Below are 19,016 nucleotides of genomic sequence, written 5' to 3'. Positions count from 1 at the left end.
TCGGAGATGTGTATAAGAGACAGCACCACCCCCGCCCACCACCCACCCCGTGATGCTGAAGTACATCCCTCGACCGGAGGACGGAGACGGTGAAGTACCCCGTACGTGAAGGGCTCGCCAAGGCGCAGCACTCCGCCGTGCATTTGGAGATGCGCGACATCTACACGCCAGATGATCCCGAGTTCGCACGTTGGCGAGCCGGCCACCGGTACGACAACGACCCGACGAAGCTGCCGGACTACTGGGGATCGTGGGGTGACCTGGTGACTGAGACGGCAGCGCGCGGAGTCGTCATCAGGCGAGCTCGCATCGTCTCGGAGCCGGTAACCGACTACATCCGGTACGAGCACGAGATGTCATTCGCCAACCTTGCGGCAGGCGAGCTGGTCCGATGGCTTCCCCGCCGCAAGGCCGCTGACATTCCGCTCCCCGGAACTGACCTGTGGATGTTCGACAAAAGGTCAGTCCTGTTCACGTACTTCTCAGGTGCAGGCGACGTAGTCGACCGAGAATGGCGCACCGAACGAGCTGTCACTGAGTTCGTGAGTCTGGCATTCGAAGCGGTGTGGGAGCGAGCCATCCCGCACGAGGAGTACAAGCCCGTCTGACCCATGGCAATCTCCTCATTGTCCAGGCAGCTGCTTGCAGACCGTGGGCAGCTGCCTCAAGGGCAGCGCGCGGGCCCGGGCCGTCGCGGCGGACGAGCCCCTCCGTACGGCGTCGCCGTACGGAGGCGCTGTCTCACTCTCTGCTGTGCAGTAACCAGGCCAGATGACCTGCGCCGTCCTCAGTTCAGCGACTTTTCGATCGCTTCAAAGATGTCCGCGTCAGTCTTCTGCTGCCACTCCGGCAGATCACTCCAGTCCGCCACGTACCCGGGTTTCGGGTCCTCGAAGTGCTTGAACATCTGAGCGGTCCAGCACGTCGCGACGAATCGGCCCTTCTGCTCGGAGGTCAGCCGCGACGCGTGACCGGCGCTCACATCCAGCAGCTGGCGCACTTGCTCGTAGACGGCGCCCGCAGCCTGGCGCTCCCAGTCCGGGGTGTCCTCCCAAGGAGTCACGTAGCCGGGCTTCGGCTCGCCGGGGAAGTGCTGTCGCACACCGGCGATCCATGCCTCACGGAACAGGCGCGCGCCCTCAACCTGTGACATACCTACCCTCTCGTCAGGTCATGCTCAATGCGTCCATCTCCGCCTTCAGCTCAGCCACACGGGCATCCCTGACCAGAGGGCCGAACTCAGCTCGTAGCCCGTGGAGTCTATGGGCGACGTACCCCGACGAGGACACACGAGCGAGTCGCACGGCCTCGCTGCCGAAGGCGAGGAGCTGGTCGCAGTCGCGGCGCTTGGCGCCGATTGCAGCAAGATCGGCCAGCACGGCGCCACGGCGGCGAAATGACTGCCCCTCGGCGAGGTCGTCCTGCTCCAGGGCGGCGGTCAAGGCCTTCTCGGCAAGGTCGAGACGTCCCAGCTGTACATAGCGGGCTCCTCGTTCCTCGGCCAGTCGTGAGCCGTCGAAACGAAGCCAACCCTTCATGCGACCAGGGCCAAGGTCCAGCACCTTCTCGGCCGTGTCGAGTTCCTGCTCGCACGCGGTCAAGTTGCCCAGCCCTGCCTGGGCTTCTGCTTTGACCGAAGCAATCCAATACCGCGTGGGCAGGGTGCTGTCTCCACGCCTGGCGACTTTTTCAGCAGCAGAAAGGATTTCGGCAGCTTGTCGGTACCGACTTTCGTACACGTCGACATAGGCAAGTCGCACGAGTGCAGATGCGCAGAGGTCATACGCACCGGCCTCTTTACTGGCTGTCGCAGCGAGTGTGTAGGAGGCCGCCGCGTCTGTGTAGCGGTTGTTGTCAAAAGCTAGCTCACCGGCGAGCTGGAACAGCTCACCCGCAGCACCGCACAGTGCACGCCCCTCCCTGCCCGATCGCTCATCGAGAGCCGCGTTGAGCGCGTCCAACTGGTCACGAACAACCGGTAGGACCGACCCCTTTGTACGGGCGAGCTGGTACACCTGCCAGAGGTGGTCGTTCATACGCAGGAAGCTGGCCGCGGATCGCCGACGTGTTCCGCTTTCGAGTGCGTCCGCTTCTTCAACGGGGAGAGCTGACAGCGCGCCGGTCATAGCCACGGCACGGAGAAATTCGCGTCGGATCATGTCGTCGGTGTCCCTAGAGCCGTCGTGATCGCGGGGTGGTAACCCTGCGGACTCCTGGGGGGAGGCATGTGGCTGGGCCACCAGAACGTCAAGTTCGCCAAGGTCGAGGCGCAGCACCTCGGCCAGTTTCGGTCGTAACTGGGGCTGAGGCTCGGTCTTTCCGTTCTCCCAGCGGCCGACCGTTGTGCGGTCGACGCCGAGTGCGTGAGCCAACGTTTCCTGACTGTAGCCCAGGGCCTTCCGTCGTTCAGCAAGACCCACGCCGACCCCCTTCTCGCCCGTCCCGCTCTTCGGTGAGGTGCACCGTGTGCATCGGGTGTGCCTCAAGACTGCCTCATGGATGCCGTGGAGTTGCGCGGGTCATCGCGGTTCCCTTGATGGTGTGAGCACCAGTCCCGTGAGAGCGGCTGGCGGGCTCTTCCCCCGATCCTTCGAGGAGTTACACCGTGATCTCACACATCACGCCCGACCGACGAGACGTCGTCTACGACAGCCGAGCACATCAGGCCGGCCTGCCCGTGACCGTTCATCACCACCACGGCGTTGCAGAGCCCGCCATTCTCGTCATGGACCCGGGGCAGATGGAGCTGTATGCCCTCCAGCTGGAGCGGGCCATTGCGAAGCGGAAGGCGGCGCTGGAATCGGTGCCCCGATGAGCGCCGGTCACGGGCCCGAAGTCGGCGATGAGGTCGAGTACGAGGCTGGTCGCTCTGCAATCGTGACGGACATCAGGAAGGGCATTCCCTACCTCCGGTGTGCCGGGCGCCGGGAATGGCCGATTGCAGACCTCGAAAGCCTGAGGGTGGTCCGGACGCGGGAGCAGCGGAGCGCGGAAGGTGACCTGTGGTGAGGGGCGTGCCCGCCGAACTGCGGTTAGGTCAGGGCGACTTCGTTGGGCGTCCTGCCCAACGGTTTCCTGCGAGTCGAAGGAGGGTCCGGCGATGACAGGAGCGATCGTGTGGAATGGCGGTGAGGGCGGCAACGGGGACGGCCACCCCGGTCAGCCCTGGGAGCCGCCGCCACCGCCGCCCCCGGACGGCGAGATGCCCGAGGGCGACGGGAAGCACCGCAAGTGACGCGCACGCCTGAGCAGGAGGGCCGCGCCGGTGACGAGCTGGCGCGGTCCCTCCGCGAAACCGGAGCCCTGGCGCCCACATGGGCGGAGACATTCAGGGCAGTACCGCGCACGCTGTTCCTGCCCGATCTTGTCTGGTCACACGACATGGCCACCGGCCGCAGCGTGCCTATTGCCCGTACTGACGATCCGGAAGATTGGGAGCGCGCCGCCTATGCGAACGTGCCTCTCGTCACTCAGTGGGACGACGGCCGACATACCGGCACTCAGTCGGGCACTGTGCCGACCAGTTCCGTGAGCATGCCGTCGGTCGTTGCCTCCATGCTCCGCGATCTCGAAGTGACCGACGGCATGCGAGTGCTGGAAATCGGTACCGGCACCGGCTGGAACGCCGGGCTCCTCGCTCACCGGCTGGGCAGCGGCAGGGTGGTCAGCGTCGAGATCGACGCTGCCATCGCTGAGCAGGCCCGCGCCGCGCTCAAGCGCGCCGGACTCAGCCCTGAGGTGATCCACGGCGACGGCCGGGCGGGGTGGTCGGCGCGGGCGCCGTATGACCGCGTGATCGTCACCGCGGGTGCGCGAGCCATCTCGCCGCGCTGGCTGGAGCAGACCCGGCCGGGCGGGATCATCCTTGCCCCATGGGGCACCCACTACACCGACCAGGACGCATTGGTGCGGCTGTCTGTCAGGGAGGACGGAAGCGCAAGTGGGCCCTTCCTCCGCATGGTGGAGTTCATGAAGTTGCGGGACCAGCGCCTCGACTGGAGCCGGTTCAACGACTACGTAGCGGAGTTTCCCGGGGAGGCGGAGGTGTCACGCACGCGCGTCACCCTGGCCGACCTGGGTGACCGCTACGAGACCGTACGGTTCGTGGCAGGGCTGTGTGTGGCCGGCTGCGCCCACGTCGTCAACCGCTCGGACAAGGAGACCGGGAAAGCCTGGTTCTTCGACCTGGCGAGCCGGTCGTGGGCGGCCGTCGAGTTCCGTAGCGGTACACCGGATGCCGTGGTGTACCAGTCGGGACCGCGGCGTCTCTGGGACGAGGTGGAGCAAGCGCTCAAGTGGTGGAGCGATCGGGGCAAGCCCAGTCTTGATCGTTTCGGGCTCACGATCGAGCCGGACGGAGCCTTCCACCCGTGGTTCGAGCGGCCGACACAGACCCTCCCGTTCGGCTGACGTTCCCGAGGGGAGCCCAGTCGGGGCGAAGGGTCGCCCGCTCCGGGTGCCCACGCCCGTCTCGCATCTAGGGCGCTCTTGCGACTTTGTTGCAGTAAGCCTCACCATTGGCTGGTTGCAGACCCTGAAGCGGAGACCCTGAGATGCACGTACCCGATGGATTCATCAATGCGCCGGTGTCGGCGGCGGCCGGTGCGGTTGCTGCGGTGGCCGTTGCGGTCAGCCTGCGCGGGGCCCGGCGGGAGCTGGCGGGTGCGGGGCAGGGCGTCGGGGCCGGGGCGGAGCGGACCGCGCCGCTGGCCGGGCTGGTGGCGGCGTTCATCTTTGCCGTGCAGATGCTGAACTTCCCCGTGGCGGCCGGTACCAGCGGGCATCTGCTCGGCGGGGCGCTCGCGGCGATACTCGTCGGGCCGTACACCGGGGTGCTGTGCGTCTCGGTCGTGCTGCTCATGCAGGGCGTTCTCTTCGCGGACGGCGGGCTGACCGCGCTGGGCGTCAACATCAGCGATATGGCGATCGTGACGACCGTGGTCGCCTATGTGGTGTTCCGGCTGCTGGTGAAGGTGCTGCCGCGGCGGCGCAGCTCGGTGACCGTCGCTTCGTTCGTGGGGGCGCTGGTTTCCGTTCCGGCCGCCGCGGTCGCCTTCACGGCGATCTATGCGCTGGGCGGCACCGCTGACGTGCCCATCGGCAAGGTGTTCGCGGCCATGGTCGGGGTGCATGTGCTGATCGGCATCGGCGAGGCGGTCATCACGGCGCTGACCGTCGGTGCGGTGATCGCCGTGCGGCCCGACCTGGTGTACGGGGCGCGGGGTCTGGCCAAGCCGCTGGAGCTGCGGACCTCGCCGCTGGCACCCGAGGGCACCGCCGGCCCGGCACCCGCTCCCGCCGCCCCGGCCCTCGCCACCCCCCGCCGTTCCGCCCGCCGCGTCTGGCTGGCCGGGGTCGCCGCCGCGCTGGTGTGCGCGGGCGGCCTCAGCTACTACGCCTCCGCCAGCCCCGACGGCCTGGAGAAGGTCGCCCACGACCAGGGCATCGACGCCAAGGCCAAGGACCACGCCACCAAGGACTCGCCGCTCGCCGACTACAGCGTCAAGGACATCACCGACCCGCGGCTGGCCGGCGGGCTCGCCGGTGTCATCGGCGTCGGCGCCACCCTGGCCGTCGGCACCGGCGTCTTCGTGGCCGTCCGCCGCCGCAGGGCCACCGCCCCGGCCGCCGAGGGCACGGGGAACGCCTGACATGGGCGCCGGCCACGCACACAAGCTCTACCGGCACGGGCACTCACCGGTGCACGCGCTGCCCGCGCACTGCAAGATCGCCGCGGTGTTCGGCTTCGTCCTGATCGTCGTCTCCACCCCGCGCGAGGCGGTCTGGGCCTTCGGGCTCTACGCACTGCTCATCGCGGCCGCCGCCGTCGCGGCCCGGGTCCCGGCCGGCTTCCTCCTGACGCGGCTGCTGATCGAGGTGCCGTTCGTCGCCTTCGCCGTGCTGATGCCGTTCGTGGCCGAGGGGCCGCGCCTCCACGCCCTCGGGATGAGCCTGAGCGAGTCCGGTCTCTGGGGCGCCTGGAACGTCCTGGCCAAGGGGACGCTGGGGGTCGCCGCGTCCGTGCTGCTCGCGGCCACCACCGAACTGCGCGAACTCCTCCTCGGCCTGCAGCGCCTGCGGATGCCGCCGCTGCTCGTCCAGATCGCCTCCTTCATGATCCGCTACGGCGACGTGATCACCGACGAGATGCGGCGGATGCGGATCGCCCGCCTCTCCCGCGGCTTCGAGGCCCGCGGCGTACGCCACTGGGGCGTGCTCGCCAAGTCCGCCGGAGCGCTGTTCATCCGCTCCTACGAGCGCGGTGAACGGGTCCACCTCGCCATGGTCAGCCGCGGCTACACCGGCACCATGCCCGTCATCGACGCCACCACCGCCACCCGCACACAATGGACCCGCGCGGCCGCCCTCCCCCTGGCCGCGCTCGCCGTCTGCCTCCTGGGATGGACCCTTTGAGCACCGCCACACCCGCCGCCGCGCCCGCCCCCTCGCTCGCCGTCTCCGGCCTCGCCTACGCCTACCCCGACGGCCACCAGGCGCTGTTCGGCGTCGATCTGACCGTCGCCCGCGGCGAACGCGTCGCCCTGCTCGGCCCCAACGGCGCCGGCAAGACCACCCTCGTCCTGCACCTCAACGGCATCCTCGAAGCCGGCGCCGGCAGCGTCGCGGTGGCCGGGCTGCCGGTCGCCAAGCAGCACCTCGCGGAGATCCGCCGCCGGGTCGGCATCGTCTTCCAGGACCCCGACGACCAGCTGTTCATGCCCACCGTCCGCGAGGACGTCGCCTTCGGCCCGGCCGCCGCGGGCCTGCGCGGCGCCGCACTCGACGCCCGGGTCACCGAGGCGCTCGACCGCGTCGGCATGGCCGGCTTCGCCGACCGCCCGCCGCACCACCTCTCCTTCGGCCAGCGCCGCCGGGTGGCCGTCGCCACCGTCCTGGCCATGCGCCCGGAGATCCTCGTCCTGGACGAGCCGTCCTCCAACCTCGACCCGGCCTCCCGCCGCGAACTCGCCGACATCCTGCGGTCGTTGGACGTCACCGTGCTGATGGTCACCCACGACCTGCCGTACGCGCTGGAGCTGTGCCCGCGCTCCGTCGTGCTCTCCGGCGGCGTACTGGTCGCCGACGGCACCACCCAGGAGCTGCTCTGCGACGACGAGCTGATGCGCACCCACCGCCTGGAGCTCCCCTTCGGCTTCGACCCCCGCTCGGTCACCGTCCCCCAGTGAGGACGCCTCCGGCCGCCGCTCCCGTGTGACGAACGCCACGGCCCGAGGCCCTGGTCATCAGCACCGATCCGCGCGTTGCACCATTGATGGGTCACGAAAGCGACGGATGAGTGGGAAGCGGGAATCAGTGGTGGACGTCCAGGGCACGGTCGAGGACGGCTTCGAGCCGGTCCGGGACGCCTTCATGGCCAACTTCGCGCGACGCGGAGAGCGGGGGGCGGCGGTCGCCGTCTACCGGCACGGGCGGAAGGTCGTCGACCTGTGGGGCGGTACGAAGGACGGTGACGGCGCGCCGGACGGCACGGCCGCACCCTGGGAGGCCGGCACCGCCCAGGTGATCCGCTCCGCGACCAAGGGCATCGCCGCCGTCGTCCCGCTGCTGCTGCACCAGCGCGGACAGCTCGACCTGGACGCGCCTGTCGGCACGTACTGGCCCGAGTTCAAGGCCGCCGGCAAGGAACGCGTCCTCGTCCGCCACCTCCTCTCCCACCGCGCCGGACTGCCCGTCCTCGACACCCCGCTCACCCCCGCCCAGGCCCTCGACGGCACCAGCGGCCCGGCCGCGGTCGCCGCCCAGGCACCCGCCTGGGAGCCGGGCACGGACCACGGCTACCACGCCCAGACCTACAGCTGGCTGCTCGGCGAACTGGTGCTGCGGGTCACCGGCCGCACCCTCGGCGCCTGGGTCGCCGAGGAGATATCCGGGCCGCTCGGCCTGGACCTGTGGATCGGCCTGCCGGACGCGGAACAGTCCCGGGTCGGCCGACTGGCCCCCGTCACGCCCCCCGCGCCGCCCGCCGCCCACGGCCTCCGCGTCCGCCCCAAGCGGACCGTCGCCGCGGCGTACGAGGACCCGACCTCCCTCACGAGCCGCGCCTTCGCGGCGATCTCGCCGGGCCCCGACGAGAACGACCCCGCCTTCCGCGCCGCCGAACTGCCCGCCTCGGCGGGCGTCGCCACGGCCCGCGCGCTGGCCCGCTGCTACGCCGCGCTGATCGGCGCGGTCGACGGGCACCCGCGGCTCTTCGCCCCCGCGACCCTCACCCTCGCCCGCACCGAGGAGTCCGCGGGCCCCGACCGCACGCTCCTGGTCTCCACCCGCTTCGGCCTCGGCTTCATGCTCCACGGCCCGGCCTCGCCGCTGCTCTCGCCCGGCTCCTTCGGCCACCCCGGCCGCGGCGGCGCCCTGGCCTGCGCGGACCCCGAGACCGGCATCGCCTTCGGCTACGTGACGAACGGGATGCAACGGAACGTCACGGCGGATCCCCGCGCGCAGGCGCTGCTGCGCGCGGTTTCCCACGTGGTCGGCTGACACGCGCCCCGGCCCTCCGGCGGCGGTCAGCCGGAATGCAGCATCAGGCCGATGCCCAGGACCATCAGCCCCGCGGCAGCGATCCGTGGGGTGCCGAAGCGCTCCTTGAAGAAGACGGCGCCGATCGCCGCGCCGACGATGATGGAGGACTCGCGGAGGGCGGCGATGGGGGCCAGGGGCGCGCGCGTCTGGGCCCACAGGACCAGGCCGTAGGCGAGGACGGAGAGGACCCCGCCGGCCAGGCCGCGGACCGCGAACGGGCGGAGGGCGGTGAGGAGTTGGCCCCGGTGGGCGGCGAGGGCGCAGAGGGGGATCACGAGGCCTTCGAGGATCATCAGCCAGGCGATGTAACCCAGCGGCGTGCCGGCGGCGCGGACGCCGAGGCCGTCGACGGTGGTGTAGGAGGCGATGGACAGGCCGGTGGCGAGGGCCGCGATGATGGCCGGCCAGTGCGGCCGGGTGCCGGCGGCGCGGACGCCCCAGAGGGCCACACCGACCAGGCCCGTGGAAGCGAGGGCGACGCCCGCGAGGGCCCAGGGGCCGGGGATCTCGTGGACGAAGACGGCCGCCAGGACGGTGACGACGAGCGGGGCGCTGCCGCGGGCGATGGGGTACATCTGCCCGAAGTCGCCCAGCTTGAACGACCGCATGAGCAGGGCCTGGTAGACGATGTGCAGGACGGCGGAGGCCAGGAGGTAGGGCCAGGCGCCGGCGGCCGGCAGCGGGGTGGCGAAGGCCAGGACCGCGCCGCAGAGGGCGCCACCGCCGCCGACCAGCGTGAAGGCGAGAAGCTGGTCGCGTATGCCGTGGGCGATCGCGTTCCAGCTGGCGTGCGTCACGGCGGCCGCGAGGACGGCCGCGACGACCAGCGGGGTCACGAGGAACGCTCGCGCACGTCCACGATCCTGCCCTGCGCGTGCTCGATCAGCGTCGTGACGGGCACGGCGAGGCCGAGGTCGGCGAGGGCCCGGGCGAAGCGTGGGTGGGCGGGGGAGGGGGCGTCGGATGGGGAAAGCGACATGGCCCGCACGCTAGCGAAAGCTGTACGGGCCATGCGACCGGGTTCCGGTGCGTGAGAGGGGCGCCCCCGGGGGCGCCCCGGTCGGCTCAGCCGGCAGTGAGGATCGCGCGGACCACCGGGCCCGCGTTGGAGCCGCCGTGGCCGCTGGCCGGGACGACGGCCGCCGCGGCCAGGTCGTCGCGGTACGCGGTGAACCAGGCGTTCGGCTTCTTCTGGTTGTCGACCTCGGCGGAGCCGGTCTTGGCGCCGATGTCACCGCTGACCCCGGACATCGCCTCGGCGGCCGTACCGGAGGTCGCGGTCAGCTTCATCAGCGACTTCAGACCGGACTGGGTGGACGGCTTCAGGGCGCGGGCGGCCTTGGCGAAGGTCCGGTTGTCCAGCGAGGGCGCGACGATGTACGGCTGGTGGAAGGAGCCGGCGTGGACCGTGGCGGCGAACGTGGCGACGTTGAGCGGGTTCATCCGCACGCCGCCCTGCCCGATCAGCGAGGCCGCCATCTGCGCGTCGTGCTGCACCGGCACCGCGCCGTCGAAGGTGGGGATGCCGGTCTGCCAGTTCAGGCCGATGCCGAAGACGTCCCGCGCCTCGTTCGTCAGGTCGTCGTCCTTGAGCTTGGGCGCCAGCGAGATGAAGGCGTTGTTGCAGGACGCGGCGAAGCTCTGCGCGAAGGTGCCGTCCTTGATCTCGGACTTGCCGTCGTTCTGGAACTTCCAGCCGCCGACCGTGAAGTACTTGGGGCACGGGTGCTTCTTGCCGGGCGAGGTCAGGCCCTTGTCCAGGAACATCGCCGACGTGATGATCTTCATCGTCGAGCCGGGGGCCAGCGACCCCTGGGTGGCCATGTTGAAGCCCTTCGCCGGGGAGTTGGCGAGCGCCAGGATCTCACCGGTGCTGGGCTTGACCGCGGCCGCCGAGGCGGACTTCTTACCGTTGATCGCCTTCTCGGCCGCAGTCTGGAGCTTGGCGTCCAGGGTGGTCTTCAACGTGCCGGGGGTGCCCTTGGAGAGCACCTTCAGGGTCTTGTCGGGCTGCTGGTCGGCCGGCTTGGCGGCCTTGGCGCGCTTGATGTACAGCTCCACGCCGGGCTTGCCGCCGGTCTTGGCGCCGTACTTGTCGCGCAGGCTCGCGAGGATCCCGGTCAGCGTGGGGTGCGCCTCGGGGGTCAGCTCGACCCCGTTGCGGTCCACGGCCTTGATCGGCGGCGCCTCGGCCTCACCGGTCCGCAGCTCGTCGCCCTTGGCCAGACCCGGGTACAGCACGGCCGGCTGCCAGCCGATCACCGGCTTGCCGGTGGTCTTGTCCCGGTGGAGGGTCGCCGAGGCGCGGTACGAGTACGGCGCCTTGGTGCCCTTGTAGTCGATCTGCGCGGCGACGGTGTACGGGATCTTGTCGCCGACGGGGGTGCCGGGCGTCACCGTCACCTTGGAGAACCCGGCCCGCTTGGCGAAGGTCGCGAGCGCCGCCCGGGCGGTGTCCGGGCTGTCGGTCAGCTGCGCGGCCTTGGCGGCGTCGCCGGACTGCCAGGCGGTCAGGAACTCCTGGCCGGCCGTCTGCACCTCCTTGGCGGAGAGCGGGCCGGTCGGCACCTTGGGCGCGTTGTCACCGGCCGCGGCGTCCGCGGAGCGGACCTCCTGCGGCGTCGCGTCGTCCGATCCGCCGAACAGCGTGAAGCCGCCCACGACTCCCGCCACCAGGGCCACCGATCCGCCGATCAGCCCGTACTTCACCTCACGGCGCATGCCACCGATTCCCTCCCTGGAGCCTCGTCCTTGAATACGCACACAAGAACGTGCATCGCACTCTAAGGGACACGGGGAGAGCACCGAGTCTCGATCCGGGCACGGTCAGGTGACGCGCTGTTGTAAGCCTGTGACGGAATCGTCGAATTCCGGCGGCGGCTCACACCCAGGTGTCGAACCACATCCGGTGGTGCCAGGCGCTCTTCGGGATCGGCAGGCCCGTATAGAGCGGATAGAAGTAGACGAAGTTCCAGATGATGAGGAGGACCAGGACGCCGGCCCCTACGGCGCCGATGGTCCGGCGGCGCTCGGTCGCCCCCGGCGGGCCGATGATCGCGCCGAGCATCATGGCCAGCGCCAGGCACAGGAACGGCACGAAGACGACGGCGTAGAAGAGGAAGATCGTGCGTTCCTGGTAGAGGAACCAGGGGAGGTAGCCGGCGGCGACCCCGCAGGCGATCGCGCCGGCCCGCCAGTCCCGCTTGAACAGCCAGCGGTACAGGACGTACAGCAGCGCGAAGCAGGACGCCCACCACAGCAGCGGGGTGCCCAGCGCCAGGACCTCGCGGGCGCAGCCCTCGGCCGCGGTGCAGCCGGCCTGGCCGAATTTGGGGTCCTCGTAGAAGTACGACACCGGGCGGCCCAGGACCAGCCAGCTCCAGGGGTTGGACTGGTAGGTGTGCGGCGTGGTCAGTCCGGTGTGGAAGGCGTAGACCTCGGTCTGGTAGTGCCACAGGCTGCGCAGCCAGTCCGGCAGCCAGGTCCAGCCGGCCGCCCGGCCGTCCGGGGTGGTGGCCCAGTCGCGGTAGTAGCCGCCCTTGGTGGCGATCCAGCCGGTCCAGGACGCGAGGTAGGTGGCCAGAGCGACGACGACGGTCGAGGTGAAGGCGGCCAGCACGTCGCGGCGCAGGGCCGAACGGAACGGGCGCCGGGCGCCGGCCGTGCGGCGGGCCGCGACGTCCCAGAGGAACGACATCAGGGCGAACGCCGCGAGGAAGTACAGCCCGTTCCACTTGGTGGCCGAGGCCAGGCCCAGGCAGAGACCGGCCGCGATCCGCCAGGGCCGCCACCCCAGCCGGAGCCGGTCGCCGACGTCCGCGTCCGGGCGGGCCACGCCGTCCGGGCCGACGTGCAGTGCCGCCGCGAGCCGGGCGCGGGCGCGGTCCCGGTCCACCAGCAGACAGCCGAACGCGGCCACCACCCAGAACATCACGATCAGGTCGAGCAGCGCGGTACGGCTCATCACGAAGTGCAGACCGTCCACCGCCAGCAGCGTCCCGGCCAGGCAGCCCAGCGCCGTCGAGCGCATCAGCCGCCGCCCGATCCGGCAGATCAGCAGCACGGACAGGGTGCCGAGCAGCGCCACCATGAACCGCCAGCCGAAGGGATTCATCCCCAGCGCCCACTCGCCGACCGCGATCAGCCACTTGCCCGCCGGGGGGTGGACGACGTACGAGTGCTCCGGCGAGAGCAGGATGTGCGGCGGATGGGCCACCAGCGCGTCATTGGCGTTCTTGGCCCAGGTGCCCTCGTAGCCGTACTGGAGCAGCGACCAGGCGTCCTTGGGGTAGTACGTCTCGTCGAATATCACCTTCCGCGGGCTGCCGAGGTTCCAGAACCGCAGGACCCCCGCGAACAGCGCCACCAGCAGCGGGCCGCCCCAGCCCGACCAGCGGGCCAGCCGGGCCGCCGCGTCCGGTCCGGCGCCGAACACCGCCCACAGCCGGCCGCCCGGCCGCGGGTACGCGGGCACCAGCCGGGTCCGGACGTCGGCCGGCGGCGCGGCCGGATATCCGAATCGGCGCAGCCGCCGCTGCCAGACGGGGGGCTGCCGGGCCGGCTCCGGAGCGGCGTGCGCGGCGGCGTCGGTCGCGGTGGTGTCACTCGTCACCCGGCCCATCGTAGGGAAGCGGCCTGTGGACCGGTGGGGAGCGCCACCGGCGGATGCCCGTCGGGCCGGGGCGGGTCGGCGGGCCGGCGGTGTGCTGGGAGGATGGGCGGGTGACTGGAGTGCTGGTACTTGCAGGGACGCCCATCGGCGACATCGCGGACGCGCCGCCGCGGCTCGCCGCCGAACTCGCCGCCGCCGAAGTGATCGCCGCCGAGGACACCCGGCGGCTGCGCCGGCTGACCCAGGCGCTGGACGTGACGCCCACCGGCCGGATCGTGTCGTACTTCGAGGGCAACGAGGCGGCCCGCACGCCGGAGCTCGCCGACGCGCTGGCCGGGGGCGCCCGGGTGCTGCTGGTCACCGACGCCGGGATGCCGTCGGTCTCCGACCCGGGCTACCGGCTGGTGGCCGCGGCCGTCGAGCGCGGCATCAAGGTCACCGCCGTACCGGGCCCGAGCGCGGTGCTCACCGCGCTGGCCGTCTCCGGTCTGCCGGTGGACCGCTTCTGCTTCGAGGGTTTCCCGCCGCGCAAGGCCGGCGAACGGCGCTCCCGGCTGCGCGAGGTCGCCGACGAGCGGCGCACCCTGGTGTATTTCGAGGCGCCGCACCGGCTCGACGACACCCTCGCCGCGATGGCCGAGGTCTTCGGCCCTGACCGCCGGGCCGCGGTCTGCCGGGAGCTGACCAAGACGTACGAGGAGGTCAAGCGCGGGACGCTGGACGAGCTGGCGACCTGGGCGGCCGAGGGCGTACGGGGCGAGATCACCATCGTCGTCGAGGGTGCCCCGGAGAGCGGTCCGCAGGAGCTGGCGCCCGAGGAGCTGGTGCGCCGGGTAAGGGTCCGCGAGGAGGCGGGGGAGCGGCGCAAGGAGGCCATCGCGGCGGTCGCGGCGGAGGCGGGGCTGCCCAAGCGGGAGGTCTTCGACGCGGTGGTCGCGGCGAAGAACGCGGAGAAGGCGGGCTGAGAAGCCGGTCCCGGCGGGCGTCCCGGGGGCTTTCCCGCGCCGGCCGGAAACCGGGCGCCGAAGAATAATGCGCAGGCCACGGAGAAAACCGACTCATCAGAAGGTAAATGACTGGCCGGAAAGGTAAAGCGCAGGCCGAGGCGTTGGGGTGATTTTCCTACCGTCGGCCAAATCTGGGCCAATACCGTCGGAGAGCTACTGCATTGCGCCACGGAAAGGCGTCCACTGGGGGAGGGACGAACCGTTCCCGAAGACCTTGTCCAGCGGACAAGAGGAGCGCACATGAGCGAGATCGCTAAGACCACCGCGGCGAACGCCACCGGCGTCCACCCCATCCCCCAGCCCGAGCCCGCCGCCCACGAGGCGTACTCCTTCGCCTGCATGAAGTGCGGATACGGCTGGGAGCAGGCGTACGACATAGTCCACCAGCTCGACGGCAAGGGCCGGGAGCGGGTCGTTTACTACACGGACGGCGAGCGGGTGCCGTCCCCGTTGACCTGCCCCACCTGCCTGAGCTGCGGCAGCAACGTCGTCCGCATCATGCGCTCCGGACAGGTCTCGATGGTCTCCCACGCGATCGCGAACATGCACCAGCGCCAGCACGGCAGCGAGAAGACCCACAAGGGCGAGAAGAACGACAAGAACGAGAAGGGGGCCCCCGCCGCGGAGCGCACCGGCTGCACCGCCGAGGAGCCCCCGGACGACGGCAAGCACCACTGGCACCTCTCCGACCTGCTGCACCCCTTCCAGCACCACCGTAGGTGAGGGCCGGCCGAGGTCCTCGTAGGATCGCGGCCATGGCACCGCAGGACAAGAACACCCCGCCGCCGCTGCCCGAACCCCTTCGGGTGGCGGTCGCGGACTCGCACACCCACCTGGACATGCAAGAGGGCACCGTCGAGGACGCGCTCGCCAAGGCCGCCTCCGTCGGCGTGACCACCGTCGTCCAGGTCGGCTGCGACCTCAAGGGCTCACAGTGGGCCGCCGACACGGCCGCCGCGTACGAGAGCGTGCACGCCACCGTCGCCCTGCACCCCAACGAGGCCCCCCGGATCGTCCTCGGCGACCCCGACGGCTGGTCCCGGCAGGGCGCGCGCGAGGCGGGCGGCGACGCCGTGCTGGACGAGGCCCTCGCCGAGATCGACCGGCTCGCCGCCCTGCCGCACGTCCGCGGCGTCGGCGAGACCGGCCTCGATTACTTCCGCACCGGCCCCGACGGCATGGCCGCCCAGGAGCGGTCGTTCCGCGCCCACATCGAGATCGCCAAGCGGCACGGCAAGGCCCTGGTCATCCACGACCGCGAGGCCCACGACGACGTGCTGCGGGTCCTCCGCGAGGAAGGCGCACCCGAGCGGACCGTCTTCCACTGCTACTCCGGCGACGCCGAAATGGCCAAGACCTGCGCCGCGGCCGGCTACTTCATGTCCTTCGCCGGCAACGTCACCTTCAAGAACGCCCAGCCGCTGCGCGACGCCCTCGCCGTCGCCCCGCCGGAACTCGTCCTGGTCGAGACCGACGCCCCCTTCCTCACCCCCGCCCCGTACCGCGGACGGGCCAACGCCCCCTACCTCATTCCGGTCACCCTGCGCGCGATGGCCGACGTCAAGGGAATGACCGAGGACACCCTGGCGACGGCCGTCGCCGCCAATACGGCACGCGCCTTCGGGTACTGACCACCGCGCCCACCGCCGTCACCACGGCGCGCCGGGCGTCCCCCGAAGTGACCACTTTCCGTACCGGACCGACTTTGGAGAGTGACCGCGGCTCGGCTAGCCTCCGCCCGTCAACCGCATCCGTGGCATGTGGAGCGCGCCGTGAGTCTTCCGCAGAGCAGCAGCCACCGCGCCGCGCGCGGCCGTCGCAGACGCCGCGCCGAACGCCCCGAAACCCTGCGGCGGCTGCTGCCCCGGGCCGCGGTCGTCGCCTTCCTCGCCGGCGGCACCACCGCCTTCATCGCCCACGACAAGGCCGTCCGGCTCAGCGTCGACGGCACCCCCCGCACCCTGCACACCTTCGCCGACGACGTCGAGGACCTGCTGGCCGACGAAGAGCTCGGCATCGGCGACCACGACATCGTCGCCCCCGCCCCCGGCACCGACCTGCACAGCGGTGACGAGATCGTGGTCCGGCACGGCCGGCCGGTCGTGCTCACCATCGACGGGCAGCGCCATCAGGTGTGGACCACCGCCCACACCGTCGCCGGCGCCCTCCACCAGCTCGGGGTGCGCGCCGAGGGCGCCTACCTCTCCACCTCCCGCTCCCGCCGCATCGAACGGCACGGCATCGAACTGGCGGTCCGCACCGAACGCACCGTCGTCTTCATCGCCGACGGCCGCGAACACCGCGTCCGCACCAACGCCGCCACCGTCCGCGAGGCCCTCGCGGACGCCGGACTGGCCCTGCGCGACCAGGACACCACCTCCGTACCGCCGGACAGCTTCCCGCGCGAGGGCCAGACCGTCTCCGTGCTGCGGATCACCGGCGGCAAGGAGGTCCGCGAGGAGCCCGTCCCGTTCCGTACGGTCAAACGGACCGACCCGCAGCTGGCCCGCGGCACCGTGGCCGTCGTCCAGCAGGGCCGGCCCGGCGTGCGACGGGTCACCTACCGGCTGCGCACCGTCAACGGCGTCAAACAAAAACCGAAGCGCCTGCACACCGAGCTCGTCCGGCCGCCCCGCCCGCAGATCGTGCACCTCGGCACCAAGGAACTGCCGCACTCGGTACGCGGCGCCGACCACCTCGCCTGGGGCGCACTGGCCCGGTGCGAGGCCGGCGGCCGGCCCGACGCGGTCGACTCCTCCGGCACCTACGGCGGCCTCTACCAGTTCGACGTCGCCACCTGGCACGCCCTCGGCGGCCGCGGCCGCCCCCAGGACGCCCCCGCCGAGGAACAGACCTACCGCGCCAAGAAGCTCTACATCACCCGGGGGGCGAGCCCGTGGCCGGTGTGCGGCCGTAAGCTTCACGGGTGAGCAAGAGTACGACCGACGAGTCCGGCCCGCTTCTGGGTCCCGCCGACATCCGCGAACTGGCCGCGACGCTGGGCGTACGCCCCACCAAGCAACGCGGCCAGAACTTCGTCATCGACGCCAACACCGTCCGCCGGATCGTGCGGACCGCCGATGTCCGGCCCGACGACGTCGTCGTCGAGATCGGCCCCGGGCTCGGGTCACTGACCCTGGGGCTGCTGGAGGTCGCCGACCGGGTCACCGCCGTCGAGATCGACGACGTCCTGGCGGGCGCGCTGCCGGCCACCGTCGCCGCCCGGCTGCCCGAGCGCGCCGACCGCTTCACGCTGGTCCACAGCGACGCGATGCACGTCACCGAACTCCCCGGCCCCGCGCCCACCGCCCTGGTCGCCAACCTGCCGTACAACGTCGCGGTGCCCGTGCTGCTGCACATGCTCGCCACGTTCCCGTCCATCGACCGCACCCTGGTCATGGTCCAGTCCGAGGTCGCCGACCGGCTCGCCGCCCGCCCCGGCAACAAGGTCTACGGCGTGCCGTCGGTCAAGGCCAACTGGTACGCCGAGGTCAAGCGGGCCGGCGCCATCGGCCGCAACGTCTTCTGGCCCGCCCCCAACGTCGACTCCGGCCTGGTCTCCCTGGTCCGCCGGGAGCGGCCGGTCGAGACCTCCGCGAGCCGGGACGAGGTCTTCGCCGCCGTCGACGCCGCGTTCGCCCAGCGCCGCAAGACGCTGCGGGCCGCGCTGTCCGGCTGGGCCGGCTCGGCCGCCGCGGCCGAGGCCGCACTGGTCGCCGCCGGCATCTCGCCGCAGGCCCGCGGCGAGGCACTGACGGTCGAGGAATTCGCACGGATCGCGGAGAACCGGGAGGCGGGAAAGTGACGGCTACGACTACAGCTGCGGCGACGGTGACCGTACGGGTCCCCGCGAAGGTCAACGTCCAGCTGGCGGTCGGCGCCGCCCGCCCCGACGGTTTCCACGACCTCGCGAACGTCTTCCTCGCGGTCGGCCTGTACGACGAGGTCACCGCCACCCCCGCGGACACCCTGCGGATCACCGCTGAGGGCCACGACGTCGACCGGATCCCGCTGGACCGGACGAACCTGGCGGCCCGCGCCGCCGAACTTCTCGCCGCCCGCTACGGCCGCAGCCCCGACGTCCACCTCCACATCACCAAGGACATCCCGGTCGCCGGCGGCATGGCCGGCGGCAGCGCCGACGCCGCGGGTGCCCTGCTGGCCTGCGACACCCTCTGGTCCACCGGTGCCTCCCGGGACGAACTCCTCGACATCTGCGCCGAGTTGGGCAGCGACGTACCGTTCAGCCTGGTCGGCGGCGCGGCACTGGGCCGGGGCCGCGGCGAGCTCCTGACCCCCCTCCCCGTCGGCGGCGCCTTCCACTGGGTCTTCGCGGTCGCCGACGGCGGCCTGTCCACCCCGGCCGTCTACGGCGAGTTCGACCGCCTGACGGAGGGGACGGACGTACCCGCGCCCGAGGCGGCCCCCGAACTGCTCGCCGCCCTCGCGACCGGCGACGCCACCGCCCTCGCCGCCGCCCTGACCAACGACCTCCAGCCGGCGGCGCTCTCCCTGCGCCCGTCCCTGGCCGCCACCCTGGCCGCCGGCACCACGGCCGGCGCCCTGGCCTCCCTGGTCTCCGGCTCGGGCCCGACCACGGCCTTCCTGGTCAAGAACGCGGAGTCGGCCGAGGCCGTCGCGACAGCGCTGCTGGCGTCGGGGACCTGCCGCGCGGTACGGGTGGCGGACTCACCGGCGGCGGGGGCGACTGTCCTTTAGGGGCAGCCGTCATTCAGTGGCGGCCGTCGTTCAGGCCACTTCCCCTAGTACTGCAACCGCATGTGGTGTGACCGTGTGGGCTGGGGCTCGTTGGTGTGACTGTGTGAGAAGTCGCTGACGGTTGAGCAGATCGATTC

General features: G+C 71.4%; 20 protein-coding genes. 14 read left to right on the top strand and 6 right to left on the bottom strand.

All coding sequences use genetic code 11. The annotated features are described in order from the left end of the window. Positions 1-89: 89 nt before the first annotated feature. The gene (locus tag IG62_RS0138855; protein WP_030815249.1) at positions 90-608 is read left to right on the top strand and encodes a DUF6879 family protein; all 519 of its coding nucleotides are present in this window, start codon (positions 90-92) and stop codon (positions 606-608) included. Between the two features lie 179 nt (positions 609-787). On the opposite strand, the gene IG62_RS0138850 is transcribed toward IG62_RS0138855, so the two are convergent. Then, positions 788-1,153 (bottom strand): hypothetical protein, encoded by a 366-nt coding sequence (locus tag IG62_RS0138850; protein WP_030815241.1) that lies wholly within the window; start codon positions 1,151-1,153, stop codon positions 788-790. 13 nt (positions 1,154-1,166) lie between these two features. Then, positions 1,167-2,420, bottom strand: coding sequence for a helix-turn-helix transcriptional regulator (locus IG62_RS0138845; RefSeq protein WP_030815230.1), 1,254 nt, complete (start codon positions 2,418-2,420; stop codon positions 1,167-1,169). A gap of 185 nt (positions 2,421-2,605) precedes the next feature. Here IG62_RS0138845 and IG62_RS0138840 point away from each other — a divergent pair, with 185 nt between their 5' ends. From IG62_RS0138840 to IG62_RS0138805, 7 genes are all read left to right on the top strand, one after another. After that, positions 2,606-2,815 (top strand): hypothetical protein, encoded by a 210-nt coding sequence (locus tag IG62_RS0138840; RefSeq protein ID WP_051799182.1) that lies wholly within the window; start codon positions 2,606-2,608, stop codon positions 2,813-2,815. A gap of 285 nt (positions 2,816-3,100) precedes the next feature. Then, positions 3,101-3,235: a hypothetical protein gene (locus IG62_RS49730; protein WP_267887940.1), complete on the top strand. Its 135-nt coding sequence runs from the start codon at positions 3,101-3,103 to the stop codon at positions 3,233-3,235. Beyond that, positions 3,232-4,410, top strand: a complete 1,179-nt coding sequence (locus IG62_RS0138825; protein WP_037840391.1) for a methyltransferase domain-containing protein — start codon at positions 3,232-3,234, stop codon at positions 4,408-4,410. Before IG62_RS49730 ends, IG62_RS0138825 begins: the two co-directional genes overlap by 4 nt. A gap of 143 nt (positions 4,411-4,553) precedes the next feature. After that, a complete protein-coding gene (locus IG62_RS0138820; protein WP_030815201.1) occupies positions 4,554-5,651 on the top strand; it encodes an energy-coupling factor ABC transporter permease in 1,098 nt (365 codons plus the stop codon). Position 5,652: 1 nt separating this feature from the next. Beyond that, positions 5,653-6,414: a cobalt ECF transporter T component CbiQ gene (gene cbiQ / locus IG62_RS0138815; RefSeq protein ID WP_030815199.1), complete on the top strand. Its 762-nt coding sequence runs from the start codon at positions 5,653-5,655 to the stop codon at positions 6,412-6,414. Then, positions 6,402-7,187: an energy-coupling factor ABC transporter ATP-binding protein gene (locus tag IG62_RS0138810; RefSeq protein ID WP_078872505.1), complete on the top strand. Its 786-nt coding sequence runs from the start codon at positions 6,402-6,404 to the stop codon at positions 7,185-7,187. Before cbiQ ends, IG62_RS0138810 begins: the two co-directional genes overlap by 13 nt. A 106-nt stretch (positions 7,188-7,293) precedes the next feature. Beyond that, complete coding sequence (locus IG62_RS0138805) at positions 7,294-8,499, top strand: serine hydrolase domain-containing protein (protein WP_051799180.1); 1,206 nt, start codon at positions 7,294-7,296, stop codon at positions 8,497-8,499. Positions 8,500-8,525: 26 nt separating this feature from the next. Here the strand turns inward: IG62_RS0138805 and IG62_RS0138800 are convergent, their stop codons facing one another. From IG62_RS0138800 to IG62_RS0138785, 4 genes are all read right to left on the bottom strand, one after another. Next, positions 8,526-9,377, bottom strand: coding sequence for a DMT family transporter (locus IG62_RS0138800; RefSeq protein WP_030815191.1), 852 nt, complete (start codon positions 9,375-9,377; stop codon positions 8,526-8,528). Continuing rightward, complete coding sequence (locus IG62_RS0138795; protein ID WP_158795182.1) at positions 9,374-9,520, bottom strand: hypothetical protein; 147 nt, start codon at positions 9,518-9,520, stop codon at positions 9,374-9,376. Before IG62_RS0138795 ends, IG62_RS0138800 begins: the two co-directional genes overlap by 4 nt. 86 nt (positions 9,521-9,606) lie before the next feature. Beyond that, on the bottom strand, positions 9,607-11,262 hold the full coding sequence (locus IG62_RS0138790) for a penicillin-binding transpeptidase domain-containing protein (RefSeq protein ID WP_030815188.1): 1,656 nt from the start codon (positions 11,260-11,262) through the stop codon (positions 9,607-9,609). A gap of 160 nt (positions 11,263-11,422) precedes the next feature. After that, positions 11,423-13,162: a dolichyl-phosphate-mannose--protein mannosyltransferase gene (locus IG62_RS0138785; RefSeq protein WP_030815186.1), complete on the bottom strand. Its 1,740-nt coding sequence runs from the start codon at positions 13,160-13,162 to the stop codon at positions 11,423-11,425. 101 nt (positions 13,163-13,263) lie between these two features. Here IG62_RS0138785 and rsmI point away from each other — a divergent pair, with 101 nt between their 5' ends. The 6 genes from rsmI (at position 13,264) to IG62_RS0138755 (ending at position 18,879) form a co-directional block, all read left to right on the top strand. After that, positions 13,264-14,118, top strand: a complete 855-nt coding sequence (gene rsmI / locus IG62_RS0138780; RefSeq protein ID WP_030815182.1) for a 16S rRNA (cytidine(1402)-2'-O)-methyltransferase — start codon at positions 13,264-13,266, stop codon at positions 14,116-14,118. Positions 14,119-14,400: 282 nt separating this feature from the next. Further along, complete coding sequence (locus IG62_RS0138775; protein ID WP_030815180.1) at positions 14,401-14,883, top strand: hypothetical protein; 483 nt, start codon at positions 14,401-14,403, stop codon at positions 14,881-14,883. A gap of 32 nt (positions 14,884-14,915) precedes the next feature. After that, positions 14,916-15,791 carry a TatD family hydrolase gene (locus IG62_RS0138770; RefSeq protein WP_030815178.1) on the top strand — a complete coding sequence of 292 codons (876 nt, stop codon included), beginning with the start codon at positions 14,916-14,918 and terminating at the stop codon, positions 15,789-15,791. A gap of 141 nt (positions 15,792-15,932) precedes the next feature. Further along, entirely contained in the window at positions 15,933-17,090 is a 1,158-nt protein-coding gene (locus IG62_RS0138765; RefSeq protein WP_037840389.1) for a ubiquitin-like domain-containing protein, read from the top strand. Then, complete coding sequence (rsmA, locus tag IG62_RS0138760; protein ID WP_030815172.1) at positions 17,087-17,965, top strand: 16S rRNA (adenine(1518)-N(6)/adenine(1519)-N(6))-dimethyltransferase RsmA; 879 nt, start codon at positions 17,087-17,089, stop codon at positions 17,963-17,965. The genes IG62_RS0138765 and rsmA overlap by 4 nt, the downstream gene beginning before the upstream one ends. Beyond that, positions 17,962-18,879 carry a 4-(cytidine 5'-diphospho)-2-C-methyl-D-erythritol kinase gene (locus tag IG62_RS0138755; RefSeq protein ID WP_030815169.1) on the top strand — a complete coding sequence of 306 codons (918 nt, stop codon included), beginning with the start codon at positions 17,962-17,964 and terminating at the stop codon, positions 18,877-18,879. The genes rsmA and IG62_RS0138755 overlap by 4 nt, the downstream gene beginning before the upstream one ends. The last annotated feature ends 137 nt before the right edge of the window (positions 18,880-19,016 follow it).

The organism is Streptomyces sp. NRRL S-337 (assembly GCF_000720175.1).
GTDB lineage: Bacteria > Actinomycetota > Actinomycetes > Streptomycetales > Streptomycetaceae > Streptomyces > Streptomyces siderophoricus.
This window is presented reverse-complemented; position numbering and strand designations above follow the sequence as displayed.

Coding starts and splice junctions, on each gene's coding strand:
- IG62_RS0138850 (WP_030815241.1), bottom strand. CDS start 1,153: ATGTCACAGGTTGAGGGCGCGCGCCTGTTCCGTGAGGCATGGATCGCC.
- IG62_RS49730 (WP_267887940.1), top strand. CDS start 3,101: ATGACAGGAGCGATCGTGTGGAATGGCGGTGAGGGCGGCAACGGGGAC.
- IG62_RS0138820 (WP_030815201.1), top strand. CDS start 4,554: ATGCACGTACCCGATGGATTCATCAATGCGCCGGTGTCGGCGGCGGCC.
- cbiQ (WP_030815199.1), top strand. CDS start 5,653: ATGGGCGCCGGCCACGCACACAAGCTCTACCGGCACGGGCACTCACCG.
- IG62_RS0138810 (WP_078872505.1), top strand. CDS start 6,402: ATGGACCCTTTGAGCACCGCCACACCCGCCGCCGCGCCCGCCCCCTCG.
- IG62_RS0138805 (WP_051799180.1), top strand. CDS start 7,294: ATGAGTGGGAAGCGGGAATCAGTGGTGGACGTCCAGGGCACGGTCGAG.
- IG62_RS0138795 (WP_158795182.1), bottom strand. CDS start 9,520: ATGTCGCTTTCCCCATCCGACGCCCCCTCCCCCGCCCACCCACGCTTC.
- IG62_RS0138790 (WP_030815188.1), bottom strand. CDS start 11,262: ATGCGCCGTGAGGTGAAGTACGGGCTGATCGGCGGATCGGTGGCCCTG.
- IG62_RS0138785 (WP_030815186.1), bottom strand. CDS start 13,162: ATGGGCCGGGTGACGAGTGACACCACCGCGACCGACGCCGCCGCGCAC.
- IG62_RS0138775 (WP_030815180.1), top strand. CDS start 14,401: ATGAGCGAGATCGCTAAGACCACCGCGGCGAACGCCACCGGCGTCCAC.
- IG62_RS0138770 (WP_030815178.1), top strand. CDS start 14,916: ATGGCACCGCAGGACAAGAACACCCCGCCGCCGCTGCCCGAACCCCTT.